This is a genomic window from Streptococcus sp. 27098_8_134 (assembly GCF_041431675.1).
GTDB lineage: Bacteria > Bacillota > Bacilli > Lactobacillales > Streptococcaceae > Streptococcus > Streptococcus sanguinis_R.
The window spans coordinates 105,792-125,414 of record NZ_JAPVYD010000004.1 but is presented as its reverse complement, the minus strand read 5'-3'; the positions used below and the strand labels follow the sequence as shown (position 1 = coordinate 125,414).

The following is a 19,623-nucleotide window of genomic DNA, read 5'->3' as shown; positions in this document are numbered from 1 at the left end:
CATATGACAAACGACGAAAAATGGTTTAATAAAAAGATGGATCGTCGTGAATTTCTTAAAAAAGCAGGGATTGGAGGCGCTGGTCTTGCACTGGGTGTCTCTGGTGCATCTGCTTTTTTCGCTAATCAGGCGAAGGAAGATAAGAAATTCGCTGACGGTGAGGAAGAAATCAGCTTCTATGGAGAGCATCAGGCGGGTATCACTACTCCGATGCAGAAGAATATCTACTTTGTTGTGTTGGATTTGCATACGACAGATAGGGAGACCATTATTCAGCTCTTCAAGGACTGGACAGCCTACAGTGAGAAGCTGGTCAATGGAGAATTGGTCAAAAAAGATAATTCAAATGCCCTTTTGCCGCCAACGGATACTGGAGAAACTGTCGGTCTCAACCCTTATCGACTGACCTTGACCTTCGGTGTCTCAGCCTCTTTTCTGAAAAAAATGAGCTTGTCAGACAAACGACCTAAGGCTTTTCGGGATTTGCCGCCATTTCCAAAGGAGCAGCTCAAAGAAAAATATACTGGTGGCGATATTGTCATCCAAGCCTGTGCAGATGATGAGCAGGTGGCCTTTCATGCGGTCCGCAATCTGGTCCGCAAGGGGAGAAATGCCATCACTATGAAGTGGAGTCAATCAGGCTTTGCAGCTATCGGAGACCGGATGTCAACGCCTCGTAATCTCTTTGGATTTAAGGACGGCACGGCCAATGTGACCAAGGAAAAAGATTTTGACAAGGTCATTTGGTGCGACAGCAAGGACTGGATGCAGGGCGGCTCTTACATGGCTGTCCGCCGAATACAGATGTTCCTTGAGACCTGGGACCGGACCAATCTGCAGGAGCAGGAAAACACTTTTGGCCGCTATAAGGAAAGCGGAGCGCCTTTTGGCAAGAAAGACGAGTTTGACGAGGTTGACTTAGACTTGCTGCCAGAGGATTCACATGTCCGTTTGGCCAAGGAGGTTGATAAGCCTATATATCGCCGGTCTTATTCTTATTCAGATGGGATTGATGAAAGTACTGGTCAATTTGACACAGGCTTACTCTTTCTTTCCTTCCAGAAAGATCCAGACAGCTTTGTCAAAGTTCTAACTAATCTAGGCGCTCAAGATAAGATGAATGAATACGTCACGCATATCGGTAGTGGTTTGTTTGCTTGCTTTGGTGGAGTGAAAAAAGGAGAGTACCTTGGTCAAAAATTATTTGAATAAAAGCTTACTTGTCTTGGGGCTCTTGCTGATCTTTTTAGCTAAGCCGGTTTTAGCGGACGAGAGCTACAGTAGTTTATTCGTCAAAATAACTGATGCCAGCACTGCGGTCAAACAGAAGGATCAGGAAAAAGCCAAGCAATTAGTCGGAGAAATCAAGACTGACTTTGAAAGGGTGGCTAATCACGACTCTGCAGCGGGACAAGAGGTAAGCAAGGCACTAGACTTATCGGGTCAGGTGACGGAGGAGAAGCTGACACAAATCTCTTCGGCCCTCTTGAAATTTGAGAAAGAGCAGAATCCAGTCGACTTAGAGGCCGAGAAAAAGAAACTTCTCAGTAAGCTAGAGCCAAAATTTGAAAATCTACAAAAGGCAATTAGCGCTAAGGATTTAGAAGCGACAAGAGAAGCATACAAGAAGATGAATAGTACCTGGACTACCAATGAAAGCGTGGTGCGAGACAACAGCACAGCCCATTACGGCAAGGTAGAAACAGCCATTTCATTCCTACGCAGCGCTATTGAGACGGAGCCTACTGACTTTGACATGATTCAGTCTTCTTTTGATGATTTGAAAACCGCCATTGATAATTTTGTCAAAGGAGAGAAAGTCCAAGAAGCTGCTGGCAATCTGACGCTGAAAGATGGAATTAAGCTCCTAGAGGAAGCCTTAAGTCTCTTTCAAAGCGGAGATGATAAAAAGGCTGCTGCCAAGATGAAAGAGTTCATCACCATTTGGCCAACGATAGAAGGAGATGTCAGTGTCAATAATCCTTCGCTTTATACCAAGGTAGAGAGTCAGACGCCAGTTATTATGGTCAAGGGTAGCGAAGAGAAGTATCAAAAGCAGCTAGAATCCTTGATTAGTGAGCTGTCACAGATTGACACGACAGCTTCCTATCATTTCTTTGATGCTATGCTGATTTTGCTGCGTGAGGGTGTAGAAGCACTCTTGATTGTCATGGCTTTGATAACGACTCTGAAAGCGTCCAAGATGAAAAAAGGACTCAAATGGGTTTATGCAGGAGCAGCGAGTGGGGTTCTAGCCAGTGCTGTGATTGCAGCTTTGCTGCAGTTTCTTTTCCCGGCAGTTGCTTCTGGATCCAATCGTGAGATTATCGAAGGTGCAGTGGGTATTTTCGCTGTCGCCATGATGATATTGGTTGGTATCTGGCTGCATAGCAAGGCCTCTATTGAGAAATGGAATGACTTTATGGAAAGTCAGATGAAGGCTGTAACAGCCACAGGCAGTTTTCTTTCTATGTTTGCACTTAGCTTTCTGGCGGTTTTCCGTGAAGGCGCTGAGACCATCCTCTTTTATGCAGGAATTCTGCCGCGCATTACTGTGACTGATTTCCTTTTGGGAATCGGCTTGGCTCTTCTGGTCTTGGTCTTGCTGGCCTTTATCATGAGCAAGGCTTCAGGTCTTCTCAAGCCACACAGCATTTTCTTCTGGCTGACTTGGCTAATCTATGCTCTGGCCTTTAAAATGCTGGGTGTCAGCATCCATGCCCTTCAGCTGACCAATATCCTACCGACTCACTTAATCAATGGTTTTGTGACAGTAGACTGGATGGGGATTTATCCAAGCCTAGAAGTGGTAGTTAGTCAGGCTTTCTTTATCCTTCTGGTTGTCTATGTTAGCTTTAAAAATCAGAGAAGCGAGCAGCAGCATGGATAAAAAAGAACAGACTATTATTGAGCATTTGACAGAGTTCAGACGGCGTTTTCTAGCGGTATTGGCTTGCTTCTTCGTGGTTTTTCTGGTTAGCTTGCTCTTTTCAGCCGATATTTACCGATGGCTGACCAGTAATTTTGAGCAGAAGCTGCTGGTGCTGGGGCCGGATGATATCCTTTGGATTTATATCAGTCTGGCTAGTCTGGTCGCTTTTTCCCTGACCTTGCCATTTTTGGTTTATCAGGTCTGGGAGTTTGTCCGACCGGCTTTGCGAGCTAATGAAGCACGAGCCGTTTTCGCTTATATCCCGGCTACCTTTCTCTGTTTTGTTCTGGGGCTGGCTTTCAGCTTTTACTTTGTGACTCCGGCTATTTTACAGGTTTTGCTGTCGCTGGGGGAGGGTCTCTTTGAGACTCGACTGACAGCGCAGAATTATCTTAGTTTCGTCTTTCATACCACTATTCCGATTGCTTGCCTTTTTGAGCTGCCAGTTCTTGTGTCCTTTCTGACTTCTATCGGTTTGCTCAATCCGAAATTTTTGGTAAAATATAGACGATACGCTTACTTCATTTTGCTAGTTTTGGCTGTTGTCCTAACACCTGCTGACTTTATCAGCGATCTGTCTATGACAGTACCTTTGATTTTGCTCTATGAAGTCAGCATCTTGCTCAGTCGCATCATTTATCAAAGAAAATCAACGAGGAGAAATTAATGGGACTTTTAAAAGACATCGGAGTACCTGGGGTAATCATTATTGTTCTGGGAGCCCTGCTCATTTTCGGACCAAAACGCCTGCCCGAACTAGGGCAATCTATCGGTAAAATGTTTTCAGAATTCAAAAAAGCAGTCAATCATGCTGGAGAAGAAGATAAGACCGAGAATAAAAATGAAAAAGAGTAAAGGAAAAGCACGGATAGCCGTGTTTTTCTGCTAGATTCAGGATGGTTTTTGAAAAGGAGGATAAATGAAAACATTAGAAGAACGGATTCTCAGAGATGGACAAGTGTTAGGTAAAAATATCCTGAAAGTTGACTCTTTTCTGACCCATCAGGTTGATTTTTCTCTGATGAAAGAGATTGGCCAGGTCTTTGCGGAGGCGGTAAAGGAGGCAGGAATTACAAAGGTAGTGACCATTGAGGCTTCTGGTATTGCTCCGGCTGTCTATGTAGCAGAGGCACTGGGTCTACCAATGATTTTCGCTAAGAAGGCCAAAAACATCACAATGACAGAAGGGATTTTGACGGCTGAAGTTTATTCTTTTACCAAGCAAGTGACTTCGACCGTTTCGATTGCTGGGAAATTTCTCAACTCTGATGATAAAGTGCTGATTATTGACGATTTTTTGGCGAATGGTCAGGCAGCCAAGGGATTGATTACCATTATCGAGCAAGCAGGAGCGCAGGTTGAGGCAGTTGGCATTGTCATTGAAAAATCCTTTCAGGATGGCCGTCAACTTTTGGAAACATCCGGTTATCGTGTTCTTTCTTTGGCGCGAATCGCAGGATTTGAGAAGGGGCAGATTGTCTTTACTGAGGCAGATATATAATTTCCTTTTCCTTTTGACTATCTGTCTGGCTTATAGTATAGTAAAGATAGTTGATATTCTAAAATCTAAGCTCATTGATTTTACTTGGGTAGAAAAAGTTTTTGAGGGATTTCTATGCACCAAACTCATAATTTAAATCAGCGGATGCGGCTCTTTATTTCTATTTTTTTGCCAATTTTGATCTACCAACTGGCCAATTTTTCTGCTTCATTTGTTGATACGACTATGACTGGTCAGTATGACACCTTGCATCTGGCTGGTGTTTCTATGGCAACTAGTCTTTGGATTCCATTTTTCGACCTGCTGATAGGGATTGTTTCGGCCTTGGTACCCATAATCGGGCATCATTTAGGACAAGGGAAAAAAGAAAAGATTGCTTCTGATTTTTATCAGTTTATTTATCTTTCTTTGGGGTTATCGCTAATTTTATTTGCCTTGGTATTTGTGGGCGCTCCTCTGGTTTTGGCCCATCTTGGCTTAGAGCCCTTGGTAGAAGAAGTGGCTAAGAACTATCTTTGGTATCTGGCGCTTGGCATTATTCCTCTTTTGCTCTTTAGCACTATCCGTTCTCTGTTTGATGCTCTAGGGTTGACCAAGCTTTCCATGTATCTCATGCTCTTACTCTTGCCCTTGAACGGTTCTTTTAATTATGCCCTAATCTACGGTGCATTTGGTTTTCCGGAAATGGGCGGAGCCGGAGCCGGACTTGGGACTTCTTTGGCTTATTGGGTTTTGCTCCTCATATCCTTGTTAGTAGCAGTCAAACATCCAAAAGTTCGAGCCTATGAGCTATGGAAGATTCGACCGCTAGACAAAAAAGGCTTAATCGAAGGCATTCGACTTGGACTGCCTATCGGCGGAACTTTTTTTGCTGAAGTCATAATTTTCTCAGTTGTTGGCCTGGTCATGGCTAAGTTTTCGTCACTAATCATTGCCAGCCATCAGGCGGCCATGAATTTTTCAAACTTAATGTATGCCTTTCCTATGAGTATTTCAACCTCAATGTCCATCATTGTTTCTTATGAAATTGGAGCTAATCGTCCTGACGATGTTAAGAAATTCTGTAAACTCGGGCGGCTGACGGCCTTGGGAATTGCTGGATTTACCTTTCTCTTTCTCTATATCTTACGCGACCGTGTGGCTGCTCTCTATGGGTCGGATACCGAGTTTATCCGTATGACATCTGTTTTTCTGACCTACAGCCTCTTTTTCCAATTAGCAGATACTTTTGCGGCTCCTTTGCAGGGCATTCTTCGGGGCTACAAGGATACTCAGGTGCCATTTTTCTTGGGCTTGATTGCTTATTGGGGAGTTTCGCTGCCCCTGGGACTCTTCTTAGATTACTATACTAGTTTAGGCCCTTATGGATATTGGATTGGTCTCATTGCCAGCTTGGTGACGAGCGGCATTCTTTTTCAGTGGCGGCTTCATAACATTCAAAAGAAAAGCAGCTAATTAAACAACTAGCTGCTTTGTTTTATTTTTCCCGCATTTCACCTTGTGGGAAGTAGGTTCCTTCTGGCATGTCGTTAATGATGACATGGACAGCAGACTGAGGTGCGCCAGTATTTCTGACAACAGCTCCAGTTACTTCCTTAGCAAGAGCTTTTTTCTGCTCCAGAGTACGACCTTCAAATAAATCAATTCTAACAAATGGCATATTTTCTGCCTCCTTTATTTCGTTATTATTATTTTATCACAAATGAGGTTTTAAAGAGTAGTGAATTATGGTAAAATAATGTGAAGTAAAAATGGAGATAGTGAATTAGCAAAGATTTAAATTATGGCTCAGTTATACTACAAATATGGCACGATGAATTCGGGCAAGACCATTGAAATTTTGAAAGTGGCCCACAATTACGAAGAACAAGGCAAGAGCGTAGTTATCATGACCTCAGCTGTTGATACCCGCGACGGCTTTGGTGTCGTTTCTAGTCGTATCGGTATGAAGCGGAATGCTATAGCTATTGAAGACCAGACGGATATTTTTGGCTATATCCAGCAGCTTCCTGAAAAACCTTATTGTGTTTTGATTGATGAGGCTCAGTTCTTGAAACGCCATCATGTCTATGATTTGGCTAGAGTGGTGGATGAGCTTGATGTTCCGGTTATGGCTTTTGGTCTGAAAAATGATTTTCGCAATGAACTCTTTGAAGGGTCCAAGCATCTCTTGCTCTTGGCTGACAAGATTGAGGAGATTAAAACCATTTGCCAATATTGCTCTCGTAAGGCTATCATGGTTTTACGGACTGATAACGGAAAGCCAGTTTATGATGGTGAGCAGATCAAAATTGGCGGTCATGAGACCTATATATCAGTCTGCCGCAAGCACTATTTTAACCCCGATATTAAGTAATCCAACGATAGAAAAAAGGAGATGATGAAAAATCTATGAACATCTATGAACAGTTACAAGCAGTTGAAGATCGCTATGAAGAACTTGGTGAACTCCTAAGCGACCCTGATGTAGTCAGCGATACCAACCGTTTTATGGAGCTTTCTAAGGAAGAAGCCAGCACCCGCGATACAGTGACAGCTTACCGCGAGTATAAGAAAGTCCTGCAAAACATCACAGACGCTGAAGAAATGATTAAAGACGCCTCTGGTGATGCGGACTTAGAAGAAATGGCCAAGCAGGAGCTCAAAGATGCCAAGGCTGAAAAAGAAGAATACGAGGAAAAACTAAAAATCCTTCTTTTGCCTAAAGATCCAAATGACGATAAGAATATTATCCTTGAAATCCGCGGGGCTGCAGGAGGAGACGAGGCGCAGTTGTTTGCAGGAGACCTCTTGCAGATGTATCAAAAATATGCTGAAAGCCAAGGCTGGCGCTTCGAAGTCATGGAGGCCTCTTATAATGGTGTAGGCGGGATCAAGGAAGTGGTCGCTATGGTCTCAGGTCAGTCGGTCTACTCAAAGCTTAAGTATGAATCTGGTGCTCACCGCGTACAGCGGGTTCCTGTAACCGAAAGCCAAGGTCGCGTTCACACCTCAACAGCAACTGTCTTGGTGATGCCAGAAATTGAAGAAGTAGAATACGACATTGATCCTAAAGATCTGCGCGTTGACATCTACCACGCATCTGGTGCAGGCGGACAGAATGTCAATAAGGTTGCGACTGCGGTTCGTATCGTCCATCTGCCAACCAATATTAAGGTCGAAATGCAGGAAGAGCGGACCCAGCAGAAGAATAGAGATAAGGCTATGAAAATCATCCGAGCCCGCGTAGCAGACCACTTTGCTCAAATTGCTCAAGATGAGCAGGATGCAGAGCGCAAGTCCACAATTGGTACAGGCGATCGCTCTGAGCGGATTCGCACCTATAATTTCCCGCAAAACCGGGTGACAGACCACCGTATCGGATTGACTCTGCAAAAGCTGGACACGATTTTAGCTGGCAAACTGGATGAAGTCGTTGACGCTCTGGTTCTCTATGACCAAACGCAAAAACTAGAAGAGCTGAATAAATAATGACATTGGCTCAATATTTGGCGGAGCTAGAGCAGGAGCTGGTAGCAGCGGGAGAAGAAGCAGAAAGCCTGTCTTTCGTTTATCGGGCTCTCAAGAATCTCTCCTTTACCGACTTTGTTCTCAAGCTTCGGACAGAAGTCAGCCAAGAAGATCGTGACCAGCTAAAAACAATTCAAGAGCAGCTGCTTGCTCATAGGCCAGCCCAGTATATCAATGGGAGAAGTGACTTTCTAGGTTTGAGTCTCAAAGTGGATGAGCGTGTGTTGATTCCAAGGCCTGAGACAGAGGAGCTGGTGGAGCTGATTTTGTCAGAAAATCCTGAAAGTTCTTTGTCTGTCTTGGATATCGGAACGGGCAGCGGAGCCATTGCTCTTGCACTGGCAAATAGCCGTTCAGACTGGCAGATTACTGCTTCTGATCTCTCGGGCGATGCTCTTGCCTTGGCAGAAGAAAACGCTCAGTCCTGCGGACTTAACCTTGCTTTTGTCCAATCTGATTGCTTGGATGCTATTAGTGGAAAATTTGACATTATCGTCTCTAACCCGCCCTATATTTCAGAAGCAGATAAAGACGAAGTTGGTCTCAATGTTCTGACCTCAGAGCCTCACATGGCCCTCTTTGCTGAGGAAGATGGCTATGCCGTCTATCGGAAAATAGCAGAGCAGGCAGGGGACTATTTGACAGAAAAAGGAAAAATCTATCTGGAAATTGGTTACAAGCAAGGAAATGACGTCGCAAGGTTACTGAAAAAATCTTTTCCTCAAAAACGAATCCGAGTTCTGAAGGATCAATTTGGCAAAGATAGAATGGTGGCGATGGACAATGGATAAGATAGAAAAGACCCTGGCAGCAGGCGGAGCGGCCGTTCTGCCGACAGAAACAGTTTATGGCCTCTTTGCCCAGGCTTTGAATCAAGAGGCGGTTGAACGTGTCTACGAATTAAAACGAAGACCTCGTGACAAGGCTCTTAATCTCAATGTGGCTAGCTTGGAAGAGATTTATGCCTTTTCCAAGAACCAGCCCTGCTATCTGGAACAACTCTATCAAGCCTTTCTACCTGGGCCGCTGACTATTATCCTCCAAGCCAATGACCGAGTGCCAGCTTGGATAAACTCAGGTATGGAAACTGTGGGCTTTCGAATTCCTAAACATCCGGTTACCCTGGACTTGATTCGCAAGTACGGTCCCTTGATTGGTCCATCCGCCAATCTTTCTGGAAAAGCTAGTGGAACTTCTTTCCAGCAGATTATGATGGATTTTCAAGAGGAGGTCTCAGGGATAGAAGATGATGCCGCTTTGACAGGTCAGGATTCAACTATTCTGGACTTGTCTGGAGAAAAGGCACTTATTCTACGCCAGGGAGTGATTACTCGCGAGGATATTCTCGCCCAAGTAAATGATATAAAATTTTAACTTTAGGACCTAAGGTCCTATTTTCGCAAAAGAAGGGAGACACCTTATGATTTTTGACCAAGAAGACTACAAAGCATTTGACCCAGAGATTTGGGAAGCAGTTGCAAAAGAAGAAGAACGTCAGCAGCATAATATTGAGCTGATTGCTTCAGAAAATGTCGTTTCTAAAGCTGTCATGGCTGCTCAAGGTTCTATTTTGACCAATAAGTATGCTGAAGGTTACCCAGGTCGCCGTTACTATGGTGGGACAGATGTAGTGGATGTGATTGAGAGTCTAGCGATTGAGCGTGCCAAGGAAATCTTTGGTTCCAAGTTTGCTAATGTGCAGCCTCACTCAGGTAGCCAGGCTAATTGTGCAGCTTATATGGCTTTGATTGAGCCAGGTGATACAGTTATGGGGATGGATTTGTCAGCGGGCGGCCACTTGACTCATGGTGCATCAGTCAGCTTTTCTGGTCAAACCTATAATTTTGTATCTTATAGCGTAAATCCAGAAACAGAATTGCTGGACTTTGATGCCATCCTCCAGCAAGCCAAAGAGGTTCAGCCTAAGCTGATTGTGGCGGGAGCTTCAGCCTATTCTCACATCATCGACTTTTCAAAATTCCGTGAAATCGCTGATGCAATAGGTGCTAAGCTTATGGTAGATATGGCTCACATTGCTGGCTTGGTTGCTGCAGGTCTCCATCCAAGCCCGGTACCTTATGCAGATATCACAACCACGACGACCCACAAGACCTTGCGTGGCCCTCGCGGCGGCTTGATTTTGACAAATGATGAAGACCTAGCTAAGAAAATTAACTCAGCTATCTTCCCAGGAATTCAGGGCGGACCACTGGAGCATGTCATTGCAGCTAAAGCTGTTGCCTTTAAAGAAGTGCTTGACCCAGCTTTCAAGGTTTATACCCAGCAAATTTTGGACAATGCCCAAGCCATGGCCCAAGTCTTCCGTCAGCATGACAAGTTTCGTGTGATTTCTGACGGTACTGAAAATCACCTTTTCTTGGTAGATGTTACTAAGGTTGTAGAAAATGGGAAAGTAGCACAAAATCTCTTGGATGAGGTTAATATCACGCTTAATAAAAACTCCATCCCTTACGAAACTTTGTCACCATTTAAGACTAGCGGGATTCGTATCGGTACAGCAGCTATTGCAGCCCGAGGCTTTGGTGTAACAGAAAGTATCAAGGTGGCCGAGCTTATTATCAAGGCTCTGGAAAACGCTGAAAACGAAGCGGTGCTAAATCAGGTGCGGGCAGAAGTTCGTGAATTGACAGACGCTTTTCCACTCTATGAGGGCTTGAACTAAGATGGATATTTACGTAAAAAAAGCGATTATTCATCAATTCAGTCCAGCTGATACCGAACTGCTACTGGCGGATAAGTTTCTCAACATTACCCCCAAGATTGAAGAATACCTGCGCAAAAAAATCGAGCGGGTCTACTCTGATGATGCTAAAACAGGTGTTTTCGATTCTGAAAACGTCTTTTTAGCCCAGCTTTCAGACGACCTACTGGAAACATCAGTGACAGTTGCCAAGCTCTGGCAGGAGGAGTTTTCTGTCAGTGAAAACCAGAAAACCAACGATCTGATTTTTGTCCAGTTTGACAAAGAGGGTGTGGAGCACTTTGCTTTTCTGCGGATTGCTCTGCGGGAAACTCTGACCCACTTAGGTGGCGAGGTGGACAATCCTATCAAGCTGACGCAGAACAATCTACCTGGCTTTGGTACAGGTGCGGACGAGGCTTTGGTCATCAATCTCAAATCTCGCAAGTACCATCTGATTGAAAAGCGCATCAAGTATAACGGTGCCTTTCTCAATTATATGTCAGACAATCTCTTGCAGGTCAATCCGACAATCTCAGCTAAGAAATCAATCAAAGCACTTGAGAAGACTGCTCAAAAAGTTGCCGAGAGTTTTAATAAAGACGATTTTCAGTTCCAGTCCAAGGTCAAATCCAGTATTTTCAAAAATCTGGAAGAAAATGACGAACTGTCGCCTGAGAAGTTGGCCGATGATCTTTTTGACAGCAATCTGACTGCCCGACTTACCTTTATTGACCAAGTCAAGGAAGCTATTCCTGAGCCAGTCAAGTTTGATGAGATTGACAGCAGCCGCCAGAAGAAAAAGTTCGAAAATCAGAAACTCTCCCTTTCAAATGGAATTGAGCTCATCGTTCCCAATAATATCTATCAGGATGCAGAGTCGGTAGAATTTATCCAGAACGATAACGGGACCTATTCTATTTTGATTAAGAACATCGAGGATATCCAAAATAAATAATGTTTAAATTTCTAAGAAGACTGATTCTAGTCCTTTTCGTGCTGTTTGCCGGCTACAAGATTTATCAGGTTCATCATGATGTCAAGCAGGTCATGAAGTACCAGACTTTGGTCAGAGAAGTGCTGGACGAGCAGGATACAGCGGCCAATGAAGAATTGGTACTGGCCATGATTTATACAGAGACCAAGGGAAAAGACACTGATGTCATGCAGTCCAGTGAAAGTGCAACTGGTCAGACCAATGCCATCACGGACAACAAAGAAAGTATTCGCCAGGGAGTTCAGACCTTATCTGATAACCTAGAGCTAGCCAGTGAGAAAAAGGTAGATGTTTGGACAGCAGTACAAGCCTATAATTTTGGCCAGGCCTATATCGACTACGTCTCTAAAAACGGTGGTGAAAATACGCTGGAGCTGGCCAAGAAATATTCCAAAGATGTAGTAGCACCAACCTTAGGAAATGTAACTGGTAAGACCTACGGCTACTATAACCTGATTTCAATTTTCCATGGTCCAGAGCTCTATATCAACGGCGGTAATTATTATTATTCCCGTCAGGTCAAGATGAACATGCACATCATGCGCCTCTTAAAATGGTTTTAGAGAGTGGGACAGAAATCGGTAATTCGTTAGAATTCGATTTCATCGTCCCACCTCCGCACAGTTGAGTAGGGCTGTAAAAGCTGATGAAATCAGCGTAGTAGAGCCCACTCAACCACTGCGTCTTGCTCGACAATCCAAAGACAAAAAAGAGGCTAGGACTTTTGTCCCAGCCTCTTTTTTGATGGTGAACTAATAATCCAGATATTTGTAACCATGATAGATACATGATATAATTTTATACATCTATCATAAAAAGGAATGAAAAATGAACAAGAAACTTGCTTTTAAGCTCCTGATTCTGGTCTTGGTGACAATTGCCGGTCTAACAGCTTTTTACAACCATAAAGAAGCCACTAGCCTCAATACAAAACAATATGTTCAGTCAACAACGCCGACCTTGTTTTTCCACGGTTTTGGATCCAGCTCTAATGCTGAAAATCATATGACAGAGGCAGCCAAAAAAGCTGGAGTCACTCAGACAATTATCACAGCAAATGTCAGTAAAAACGGGCAAGTAAGCTTATTAGGCGAGATACCAAAAGGTGCTATCAATCCTATTATCAAGGTAAACTATGAAGATAACCGCAATGCCGACTACGCTCAAGATGGCAAATATGCAGCAGCTGTGATTCGCAAGCTAGAAGAAACTTATGGTTTTAAGAAGATGAATCTGGTAGGCCATTCGATGGGAAATATGTCCATCCTCTTTTATATGCTGGAGAACGGTCAGGATGAAAAGCTGCCCGAGCTGCAAAAGCAGGTCAATATTGCCAACCATGTTAATGGTCTGCAAGGAAGGGACTTGCCTGAAGATTTGACAATTCTAGACGACCAAACTGGCCAGCCTAGTGCTATGAGCCAGACTTATCAAAAACTACTGGGATTACGAGAAGTTTACCCGCAAGAGCAGGTAGATATTTTGAACATTTACGGTGATTTTAAAAACGAATCCGACGGTTCTGTCCTCAATATTTCTTCTCGCAGCCTCAAATATCTCCTGGTTGAGAATGCTAAATCTTACCAGGAAAAGAAAATCACAGGTCAGTTGGCTCAGCACAGCCAATTGCATGAGAATCCAGAAGTAGACGAGTTACTGATAGACTTCCTTTGGAAAAAGTAGGAAAGAGCAGTTACTGGCAAGCAAATCCAGTGACTGTTTTTTCTTTGAACTTCTTTGAGAAATGTTGTAAAATGTATCTATTATCTCAAGCCCTCAATGGATGAGATAATAATAACTCCATCATTGCAGCAACTTAACTGAAGCACTCTAAACATCAAAAGGAGCGAAAATCACAAGCTCAAGAAACAGAAATTAGAGGCAGTCAGATAGAAAGTTTACTGTATAAAACAGCTATAGAATTTGGGAAACTATGGCGGGAGGAAAAGAGGAAAAAATATGAAATTCAAAAAAACTTTAATGACAGCAGGAGCCTTGCTGGCTACTCTATTTACTGTATCGACCGCATCTGCCGATTCAAATGTTCAGAAAGTCATTGATGAGACATACGTGCAGCCAGAGTATGTGCTGGGTTATTCCTTGGATGAAAGCCAGAAACAGCAGACCTTGCAGATGTTAGGCTACAATTCATCCAGCGACAGTAAGCCGCTTAAGACCATGACACCGGAAATCTACTCTAAAATCATGAATGTTGCCAACGACCCTAGCCTGCAGCTTTATTCTTCTGTAAAAATCCAGAAGTTAGGCAGCAATAAGCCATTAGAGGTCAAAATTGTCACTCCGCAAAACATCACCAAGGTTACAGAAGATATGTATCGCAATGCTGCTGTTACACTTGGTGTCAAGCACGCGCAGATTACAGTTGCAGCGCCAATTCCAGTAACAGGTGAGAGCGCCTTGGCAGGGATTTACTACTCACTGGAAGATAATGGCGCGACCATTCCTCAAGAAAATAAGAATCTAGCGCAAGAAGAATTAGCTGCCCTTTCTGGTATCAATGCTGAAAATACAGGTAAGGAAGGCTATGACGCAGACAAGCTCAACGTAGCTCTGGCGGATATCAAAGCGGCTATCGCCAATGCTAAGAAGAACAACAGCAATATAACAGCAGATGATGTTCGTAAGATTGTCGAAGAAACCTTGAAAAACTATGGTTTGAGTCAGTCAGTAACCAGCGACCAAATTAACCTCATTGTCAATTTCGCTATCAATCTTTCAAATAGCGGAGTCATCACTGATTCTGACTTTACCAAAACCCTTAGCGACTTGAAAGACAGTATCGTTTCAAAAGCAGGAGATACTTTTAATAATATTAACCTCAACTTTGATGCTAACGGTCTGCTACAAGAGGGCGGAAATTTCTTTTCTGATATCTGGAATGCCATCGTCAATTTCTTTAAAGGATTGTTTGGCGGTTAATTCCAAGACTATAACAAACAAGGCTGGGATTAAAATGTCCTAGCCTTGTTTGTTTTTACAGTTATCATTTAAAATAAGATTTGTTTGTTACTCCCACTCTACAGTTGCAGGTGGTTTGCTGGTGATATCGTAGACGATGCGGTTGACATGATCCACCTCGTTTACAATACGAACAGAAATCTTTTGCAGAATATCCCAAGGAATCTTGGCAAAGTCAGCTGTCATACCATCGATAGAAGTGATAGCGCGAATCGCAATTGTGTAGTCGTAAGTTCGGCCGTCGCCCATGACACCAACAGATCGGACACCTGTATTAACAGTAAAGTATTGCCAGATGTCGCGGTCAAGACCGGCCTTAGCGATTTCTTCGCGGAGAATGGCATCAGATTCGCGGACGGTTTCCAATTTTTCTTCGGTAATTTCTCCCATAACGCGAATAGCAAGCCCTGGGCCTGGGAATGGCTGGCGCCAAACAATTTCATCAGGCATACCAAGCTCTGTACCCAAAGCACGCACTTCGTCCTTATAAAGTGTGTTCAACGGCTCAATCAGCTCAAACTGCATGTCCTCCGGAAGACCACCAACGTTATGGTGAGATTTAATAGTCTGAGCAGTGTCGGTACCGGATTCGATGACATCGGTATAAAGTGTGCCCTGAGCTAAGAATTTTACATCTTTTAGTTTGCTGGCTTCGTCGTCAAAGACATAGACAAACTCGTTTCCAATGATTTTACGTTTTTGCTCTGGATCTGAGACACCAGCTAGTTTATCAAGGAAACGTTTAGCAGCATCTGCCTTAATGATATTCAAACCAAATTTGCCACCCAGCATATCCATGACCTGATCTGCTTCGCCTTTACGCAAAAGACCATGATCCACAAAGATACAGATTAGTTGATCGCCGATTGCTTTCTGCAAGAGAACACCAACGACAGAAGAGTCTACACCACCAGAAAGCCCCAACAACACCTTCTTGTCACCAACGGTTTGGCGGATTTTTTGAATTTCCATGTCAATAAAGTTATCCATAGACCAGTCGCCTTTAGCTCCGCAAATAGTAAGAGCAAAGTTGCGCAGGATATCATAACCAAATTCTGAATGACGAACCTCAGGGTGGAACTGAATGCCGTAGATTTTCTTAGCTGGATTTTCAATAGCTGCAAAAGGACAGTCAGCAGAAGTACCAGTACGAACAAAGTCAGCAGGAATCTCAGTTACTGCATCTCCGTGGCTCATAAGAACTAACTGGCTTTCAGGCGTACCGTTGAAAAGGCTGGAATTAGCGGTATGTGACAGAGTTGACTGACCGTATTCACGATTTCCAGCATGACCAGCAGGAACAACCTTGCCGCCCAGCTTGTGAGTCAAAAGCTGCATACCGTAGCAAATCCCTAAAATCGGGATTCCCAGCTCAAAAATTTCCGGGTCAATATCAAAAGAGCCGTCTTCATATACAGAATTCGGACCGCCGGAAAGGATAATCCCGACAGGCTGGATAGCACGGACTTCGTCAGCGGTAATCTTGTGGCTCTTGAGCTCAGAAAAAACACCGATTTCACGAATGCGGCGTGAAATCAGCTGGTTGTACTGGCTGCCGTAATCAAGCACGATGATCTTTTCGACATCTTGCAATTCAGTTCTAGTTGTCATCTGTTCCCTTTCTTAAAAGAAGTAATCTTTTCCCCTCATTTTATCACAAAAAAGGAATTTTTCCAAGGTAATAAGGAGTAAGAGTGCTGAAAAAACGAATATGAGTCTTTAGTTTGTTGTTATCGTTTGCTTAGACCGTCTTGCCATGGAAGCCAGTGCTATCTCGGATTAAAATCAAATAAACAAACTCTTAAAATATTGGTCTTTATTGACAAAATAAGTAAATTCGTGAGAAAAGAAGCCACTCTTCAATATTTAGTTTGACATTTGAAGTATTTGATACTAAAATAAAGGAAGGTACCAAATAAGAAAGAAGAGCCAACATGTTACCCGCATATATTAAAATTCATGATCAGATTAAGAAAGATATTGACGATGCTATTTGGGAGATTGGGGAACGCCTCCCCAGCGAGCGAGATCTAGCCGAAACCTTTAAGGTCAGCCGTATGACCCTGCGTCAGGCCATCACACTCTTGGTTGAGGAGGGAGTGCTTGAGCGTCGGGTCGGTAGTGGGACCTTCGTAGCCAGCACACGTGTTCAGGAAAAAATGCGCGGCACTACCAGTTTCACGGAAATCATGAAGGCACAAGGCAAAACGCCATCCAGCCAGCTCATTTCTTATCGACGTACCCTGCCGAGTGAGCAGGAAGTGGAGAAACTAGGCATCCATAAGACAGAAAATGTCATTCGGATGGAGCGGGTTCGCTACGCTGATGATTTGCCGGTAGTTTACGAGGTGGCTTCAATTCCAGAGAAGTTCATTAAGAATTTCAAAAAAGAAGAGGTGACCAGTCATTTCTTCCAGACCTTGCAGGAACATGGCTATAAGATTGGCAAGTCCCAGCAGACTATTTATGCTCGGCTGGCTAAGGAAAAAATCGCTAATTACCTTGATATTCCCCGCGGCCATGCTATATTAGGACTGACTCAGATTTCTTACTTTGACGACGGAACAGCTTTTGAATATGTAAAAAGTCAGTATGTCGGCGATCGTTTTGAATTTTATTTGGAAAACAATTAATTATTGCAAAACTCTTGGTTATCACTAGGAGTTTTTAACTTGTCTTTTACTCGGCAGAAAAAGCTGATTGACCTTTTGCAATCTCATATTTCGAGTGTTTATTTCCCTTGTCAGACTAGAGTTTATCATGCTTTTCTGGTATAATGTTTCTTATGGAAATTGAAAAAACAAACCGAATGAATGCTCTCTTCGAGTTTTATGCGGCGCTTTTGACTGACAAGCAGATGAACTATATCGAGCTCTACTATGCAGATGATTACAGTCTGGCAGAGATTGCTGAGGAGTTTGGTGTTAGCCGTCAGGCTGTTTATGATAATATCAAGCGGACAGAGAAGATTCTGGAAGACTATGAGAAAAAGCTGCACATGTACTCGGACTACATTGTCAGAAGTCAGATATTTGACCAGATTACAGAGAAATACTCTAGCGACAGCTATCTGCAGGAGCAGATCGGGATTCTGTCGGGTATTGACAATAGGGAGTGACCATGGCTAAACAAGTTATCTACAAGGGAATGTCTTGCTGGTTGTTGGAGTCGGAAGAACCTTTTCCTGCCAGGGTACAAATCATCTCCTCTGACGATCTTTCTAAGGCAATGCAAGAAGGTTTCAGCTGCTGGGGCTACCCTAATGAGATTATAAAAGAAGTCTCTGCTAAAGAATACGCTTGTTTAACTCGTTTTGGAAAATTTCCACTGAATTGACTGAAATAGAAACTAGGAGAAATAAAAAATGGCATTTGAAAGTTTAACGGAACGTTTGCAGAACGTCTTTAAAAATCTGCGCAGAAAAGGAAAAATCTCAGAGAGCGATGTTCAGGAAGCAACCAAAGAGATTCGTCTGGCCCTTTTAGAAGCCGACGTTGCCCTGCCAGTTGTCAAAGACTTTATCAAGAAAGTCCGTGAGCGTGCTGTCGGCCATGAGGTTATCGATACCCTCAATCCAGCGCAACAGATTATCAAGATTGTTGACGAAGAACTGACAACTATCCTGGGCTCTGATACTGCTGAGATTATCAAGTCACCAAAGATTCCGACTATTATCATGATGGTTGGTCTGCAAGGGGCTGGTAAGACCACCTTTGCCGGAAAGCTTGCTAATAAGCTCAAGAAAGAAGAAAATGCTCGTCCGCTCATGATTGCGGCGGATATTTACCGTCCGGCGGCTATTGATCAGCTGAAAACACTTGGACAGCAAATTGATGTACCAGTTTTTGCTTTGGGTACGGAAGTTCCAGCTGTTGAGATTGTTCGTCAAGGTCTGGAGCAGGCAAAAGCCAACCACAATGACTATGTCCTGATTGATACGGCTGGGCGTCTCCAGATTGACGAAAAGCTCATGCAGGAGCTGTCTGATGTCAAAGCGCTGGCTAATCCGAATGAGATCCTCTTGGTTGTCGATGCCATGATTGGTCAGGAAGCGGCTAATGTTGCTCGCGAATTTAACAGCCAACTGGAAGTGACCGGGGTTATCCTGACTAAGATTGATGGTGATACCCGTGGCGGTGCGGCCTTGTCTGTCCGTCAGATTACTGGTAAGCCCATTAAATTTACTGGTACCGGTGAAAAGATTACTGATATCGAAACCTTCCACCCAGACCGCATGTCCAGCCGGATTTTGGGCATGGGAGATATGCTGACTCTAATTGAAAAAGCCTCTCAGGAATATGATGAGAAAAAATCGCTTGAAATGGCTGAAAAGATGCGAGAAAACACCTTTGATTTCAATGACTTCATTGATCAGCTGGATCAGGTACAAGGCATGGGACCTATGGAAGATTTGCTCAAGCTGATCCCAGGTATGGCCAATAATCCTGCCCTTAAGAATATCAAAGTGGATGAGAAAGAAATTGCTCGCAAGCGCGCCATCGTATCCTCTATGACACCAGCTGAGCGGGAAAATCCTGACTTGCTGAGTCCTAGCCGTCGCCGTCGGATTGCCAATGGTTCAGGTAACAGTTTCGTTGATGTCAATAAATTTATCAAAGACTTCAATCAAGCTAAGCAGATGATGCAGGGCGTTCTGTCAGGCGATATGAGCAAGATGATGAAGCAAATGGGTCTTAATCCAAACAATATGCCTAAGAACATGCCTGGTGGCGGAGGAATGCCCGACATGTCAGCTCTTGAAGGCATGATGGGCCAAGGCGGTATACCAGATATGTCAGGCTTAGGAGGAGCCGGCATGCCGGATATGAGCCAAATGTTTGGTGGCGGCCTCAAAGGGAAGGCTGGAGAATTTCTAATGCGCCGCAGTATGAACAAGATGGCCAAGCAAATGAAGAAAAACAAGAAGAAGCGGAAGTAGGAGGAGAACTTCATTAAACAGCTTTATTCTTAGTAAAATATTAGGGAAAGTCTAAAGGAATTAT

General features: G+C 43.7%; 21 protein-coding genes. 19 read left to right on the top strand and 2 right to left on the bottom strand.

What is annotated here, in order from left to right; genetic code table 11:
• Nucleotides 1-3 precede the first annotated feature (3 nt).
• The 6 genes from efeB (at nt 4) to O3620_RS09955 (ending at nt 5,888) form a co-directional block, all read left to right on the top strand.
• Nucleotides 4-1,212, top strand: coding sequence for an iron uptake transporter deferrochelatase/peroxidase subunit (gene efeB, locus O3620_RS09980; protein WP_002912396.1), 1,209 nt, complete (start codon nt 4-6; stop codon nt 1,210-1,212).
• Nucleotides 1,190-2,890 (top strand): FTR1 family protein, encoded by a 1,701-nt coding sequence (locus O3620_RS09975; RefSeq protein ID WP_002919042.1) that lies wholly within the window; start codon nt 1,190-1,192, stop codon nt 2,888-2,890. Before efeB ends, O3620_RS09975 begins: the two co-directional genes overlap by 23 nt.
• Nucleotides 2,883-3,599, top strand: a complete 717-nt coding sequence (tatC, locus tag O3620_RS09970; protein ID WP_002917236.1) for a twin-arginine translocase subunit TatC — start codon at nt 2,883-2,885, stop codon at nt 3,597-3,599. The genes O3620_RS09975 and tatC overlap by 8 nt, the downstream gene beginning before the upstream one ends.
• Nucleotides 3,599-3,787: a twin-arginine translocase TatA/TatE family subunit gene (locus O3620_RS09965; protein WP_002897604.1), complete on the top strand. Its 189-nt coding sequence runs from the start codon at nt 3,599-3,601 to the stop codon at nt 3,785-3,787. The genes tatC and O3620_RS09965 overlap by 1 nt, the downstream gene beginning before the upstream one ends.
• Nucleotides 3,788-3,851: 64 nt before the next feature.
• Nucleotides 3,852-4,433, top strand: a complete 582-nt coding sequence (locus O3620_RS09960; protein WP_002919039.1) for a xanthine phosphoribosyltransferase — start codon at nt 3,852-3,854, stop codon at nt 4,431-4,433.
• Between the two features lie 114 nt (nt 4,434-4,547).
• Entirely contained in the window at nt 4,548-5,888 is a 1,341-nt protein-coding gene (locus O3620_RS09955) for an MATE family efflux transporter (protein ID WP_002919038.1), read from the top strand.
• A 22-nt stretch (nt 5,889-5,910) separates the two neighbouring features.
• On the opposite strand, the gene O3620_RS09950 is transcribed toward O3620_RS09955, so the two are convergent.
• The gene (locus tag O3620_RS09950; protein ID WP_002919037.1) at nt 5,911-6,093 is read right to left on the bottom strand and encodes a 4-oxalocrotonate tautomerase; all 183 of its coding nucleotides are present in this window, start codon (nt 6,091-6,093) and stop codon (nt 5,911-5,913) included.
• Between the two features lie 123 nt (nt 6,094-6,216).
• On the opposite strand from O3620_RS09950, the gene O3620_RS09945 reads away from it, so the two are divergent.
• The 9 genes from O3620_RS09945 (at nt 6,217) to O3620_RS09905 (ending at nt 14,581) form a co-directional block, all read left to right on the top strand.
• Nucleotides 6,217-6,789, top strand: coding sequence for a thymidine kinase (locus O3620_RS09945; protein ID WP_002919036.1), 573 nt, complete (start codon nt 6,217-6,219; stop codon nt 6,787-6,789).
• Between the two features lie 35 nt (nt 6,790-6,824).
• Nucleotides 6,825-7,904, top strand: a complete 1,080-nt coding sequence (gene prfA / locus O3620_RS09940) for a peptide chain release factor 1 (RefSeq protein WP_002919035.1) — start codon at nt 6,825-6,827, stop codon at nt 7,902-7,904.
• Nucleotides 7,904-8,734 (top strand): peptide chain release factor N(5)-glutamine methyltransferase, encoded by an 831-nt coding sequence (gene prmC, locus O3620_RS09935; protein WP_002919034.1) that lies wholly within the window; start codon nt 7,904-7,906, stop codon nt 8,732-8,734. The genes prfA and prmC overlap by 1 nt, the downstream gene beginning before the upstream one ends.
• On the top strand, nt 8,727-9,317 hold the full coding sequence (locus O3620_RS09930; protein WP_002919032.1) for an L-threonylcarbamoyladenylate synthase: 591 nt from the start codon (nt 8,727-8,729) through the stop codon (nt 9,315-9,317). The genes prmC and O3620_RS09930 overlap by 8 nt, the downstream gene beginning before the upstream one ends.
• Nucleotides 9,318-9,363: 46 nt before the next feature.
• Nucleotides 9,364-10,626 (top strand): serine hydroxymethyltransferase, encoded by a 1,263-nt coding sequence (gene glyA, locus O3620_RS09925; protein ID WP_002919031.1) that lies wholly within the window; start codon nt 9,364-9,366, stop codon nt 10,624-10,626.
• A gap of 1 nt (nt 10,627) precedes the next feature.
• On the top strand, nt 10,628-11,602 hold the full coding sequence (locus O3620_RS09920; RefSeq protein WP_002919030.1) for a nucleoid-associated protein: 975 nt from the start codon (nt 10,628-10,630) through the stop codon (nt 11,600-11,602).
• Nucleotides 11,602-12,204 (top strand): lysozyme family protein, encoded by a 603-nt coding sequence (locus tag O3620_RS09915; RefSeq protein ID WP_002919029.1) that lies wholly within the window; start codon nt 11,602-11,604, stop codon nt 12,202-12,204. The genes O3620_RS09920 and O3620_RS09915 overlap by 1 nt, the downstream gene beginning before the upstream one ends.
• 265 nt (nt 12,205-12,469) lie before the next feature.
• On the top strand, nt 12,470-13,324 hold the full coding sequence (locus O3620_RS09910) for an alpha/beta hydrolase (protein ID WP_002919028.1): 855 nt from the start codon (nt 12,470-12,472) through the stop codon (nt 13,322-13,324).
• Nucleotides 13,325-13,600: 276 nt separating this feature from the next.
• A complete protein-coding gene (locus O3620_RS09905) occupies nt 13,601-14,581 on the top strand; it encodes a DUF1002 domain-containing protein (RefSeq protein WP_002919027.1) in 981 nt (326 codons plus the stop codon).
• Between the two features lie 87 nt (nt 14,582-14,668).
• On the opposite strand, the gene guaA is transcribed toward O3620_RS09905, so the two are convergent.
• Complete coding sequence (gene guaA, locus O3620_RS09900) at nt 14,669-16,231, bottom strand: glutamine-hydrolyzing GMP synthase (protein ID WP_002919026.1); 1,563 nt, start codon at nt 16,229-16,231, stop codon at nt 14,669-14,671.
• Nucleotides 16,232-16,554: 323 nt separating this feature from the next.
• Here guaA and O3620_RS09895 point away from each other — a divergent pair, with 323 nt between their 5' ends.
• The 4 genes from O3620_RS09895 (at nt 16,555) to ffh (ending at nt 19,559) form a co-directional block, all read left to right on the top strand.
• Nucleotides 16,555-17,253 carry a GntR family transcriptional regulator gene (locus tag O3620_RS09895; RefSeq protein WP_002912444.1) on the top strand — a complete coding sequence of 233 codons (699 nt, stop codon included), beginning with the start codon at nt 16,555-16,557 and terminating at the stop codon, nt 17,251-17,253.
• Between the two features lie 152 nt (nt 17,254-17,405).
• The gene (locus O3620_RS09890) at nt 17,406-17,738 is read left to right on the top strand and encodes a putative DNA-binding protein (RefSeq protein ID WP_032913104.1); all 333 of its coding nucleotides are present in this window, start codon (nt 17,406-17,408) and stop codon (nt 17,736-17,738) included.
• A 2-nt stretch (nt 17,739-17,740) separates the two neighbouring features.
• Entirely contained in the window at nt 17,741-17,956 is a 216-nt protein-coding gene (locus O3620_RS09885) for a hypothetical protein (RefSeq protein WP_002919023.1), read from the top strand.
• 28 nt (nt 17,957-17,984) lie between these two features.
• Nucleotides 17,985-19,559 carry a signal recognition particle protein gene (gene ffh, locus O3620_RS09880; RefSeq protein ID WP_002919022.1) on the top strand — a complete coding sequence of 525 codons (1,575 nt, stop codon included), beginning with the start codon at nt 17,985-17,987 and terminating at the stop codon, nt 19,557-19,559.
• Nucleotides 19,560-19,623: the final 64 nt, after the last annotated feature.

Bases quoted from the DNA above. Each gene is read 5' to 3' on its own strand.
- O3620_RS09920 (WP_002919030.1), top strand. From the start codon at position 10,628: ATGGATATTTACGTAAAAAAAGCGATTATTCATCAATTCAGTCCAGCT.
- O3620_RS09905 (WP_002919027.1), top strand. From the start codon at position 13,601: ATGAAATTCAAAAAAACTTTAATGACAGCAGGAGCCTTGCTGGCTACT.
- efeB (WP_002912396.1), top strand. From the start codon at position 4: ATGACAAACGACGAAAAATGGTTTAATAAAAAGATGGATCGTCGTGAA.
- prmC (WP_002919034.1), top strand. From the start codon at position 7,904: ATGACATTGGCTCAATATTTGGCGGAGCTAGAGCAGGAGCTGGTAGCA.
- O3620_RS09960 (WP_002919039.1), top strand. From the start codon at position 3,852: ATGAAAACATTAGAAGAACGGATTCTCAGAGATGGACAAGTGTTAGGT.
- O3620_RS09910 (WP_002919028.1), top strand. From the start codon at position 12,470: ATGAACAAGAAACTTGCTTTTAAGCTCCTGATTCTGGTCTTGGTGACA.
- O3620_RS09885 (WP_002919023.1), top strand. From the start codon at position 17,741: ATGGCTAAACAAGTTATCTACAAGGGAATGTCTTGCTGGTTGTTGGAG.
- O3620_RS09930 (WP_002919032.1), top strand. From the start codon at position 8,727: ATGGATAAGATAGAAAAGACCCTGGCAGCAGGCGGAGCGGCCGTTCTG.
- guaA (WP_002919026.1), bottom strand. From the start codon at position 16,231: ATGACAACTAGAACTGAATTGCAAGATGTCGAAAAGATCATCGTGCTT.
- ffh (WP_002919022.1), top strand. From the start codon at position 17,985: ATGGCATTTGAAAGTTTAACGGAACGTTTGCAGAACGTCTTTAAAAAT.
- O3620_RS09915 (WP_002919029.1), top strand. From the start codon at position 11,602: ATGTTTAAATTTCTAAGAAGACTGATTCTAGTCCTTTTCGTGCTGTTT.
- O3620_RS09895 (WP_002912444.1), top strand. From the start codon at position 16,555: ATGTTACCCGCATATATTAAAATTCATGATCAGATTAAGAAAGATATT.
- tatC (WP_002917236.1), top strand. From the start codon at position 2,883: ATGGATAAAAAAGAACAGACTATTATTGAGCATTTGACAGAGTTCAGA.
- O3620_RS09955 (WP_002919038.1), top strand. From the start codon at position 4,548: ATGCACCAAACTCATAATTTAAATCAGCGGATGCGGCTCTTTATTTCT.
- O3620_RS09965 (WP_002897604.1), top strand. From the start codon at position 3,599: ATGGGACTTTTAAAAGACATCGGAGTACCTGGGGTAATCATTATTGTT.
- O3620_RS09945 (WP_002919036.1), top strand. From the start codon at position 6,217: ATGGCTCAGTTATACTACAAATATGGCACGATGAATTCGGGCAAGACC.
- glyA (WP_002919031.1), top strand. From the start codon at position 9,364: ATGATTTTTGACCAAGAAGACTACAAAGCATTTGACCCAGAGATTTGG.
- prfA (WP_002919035.1), top strand. From the start codon at position 6,825: ATGAACATCTATGAACAGTTACAAGCAGTTGAAGATCGCTATGAAGAA.
- O3620_RS09950 (WP_002919037.1), bottom strand. From the start codon at position 6,093: ATGCCATTTGTTAGAATTGATTTATTTGAAGGTCGTACTCTGGAGCAG.
- O3620_RS09890 (WP_032913104.1), top strand. From the start codon at position 17,406: ATGGAAATTGAAAAAACAAACCGAATGAATGCTCTCTTCGAGTTTTAT.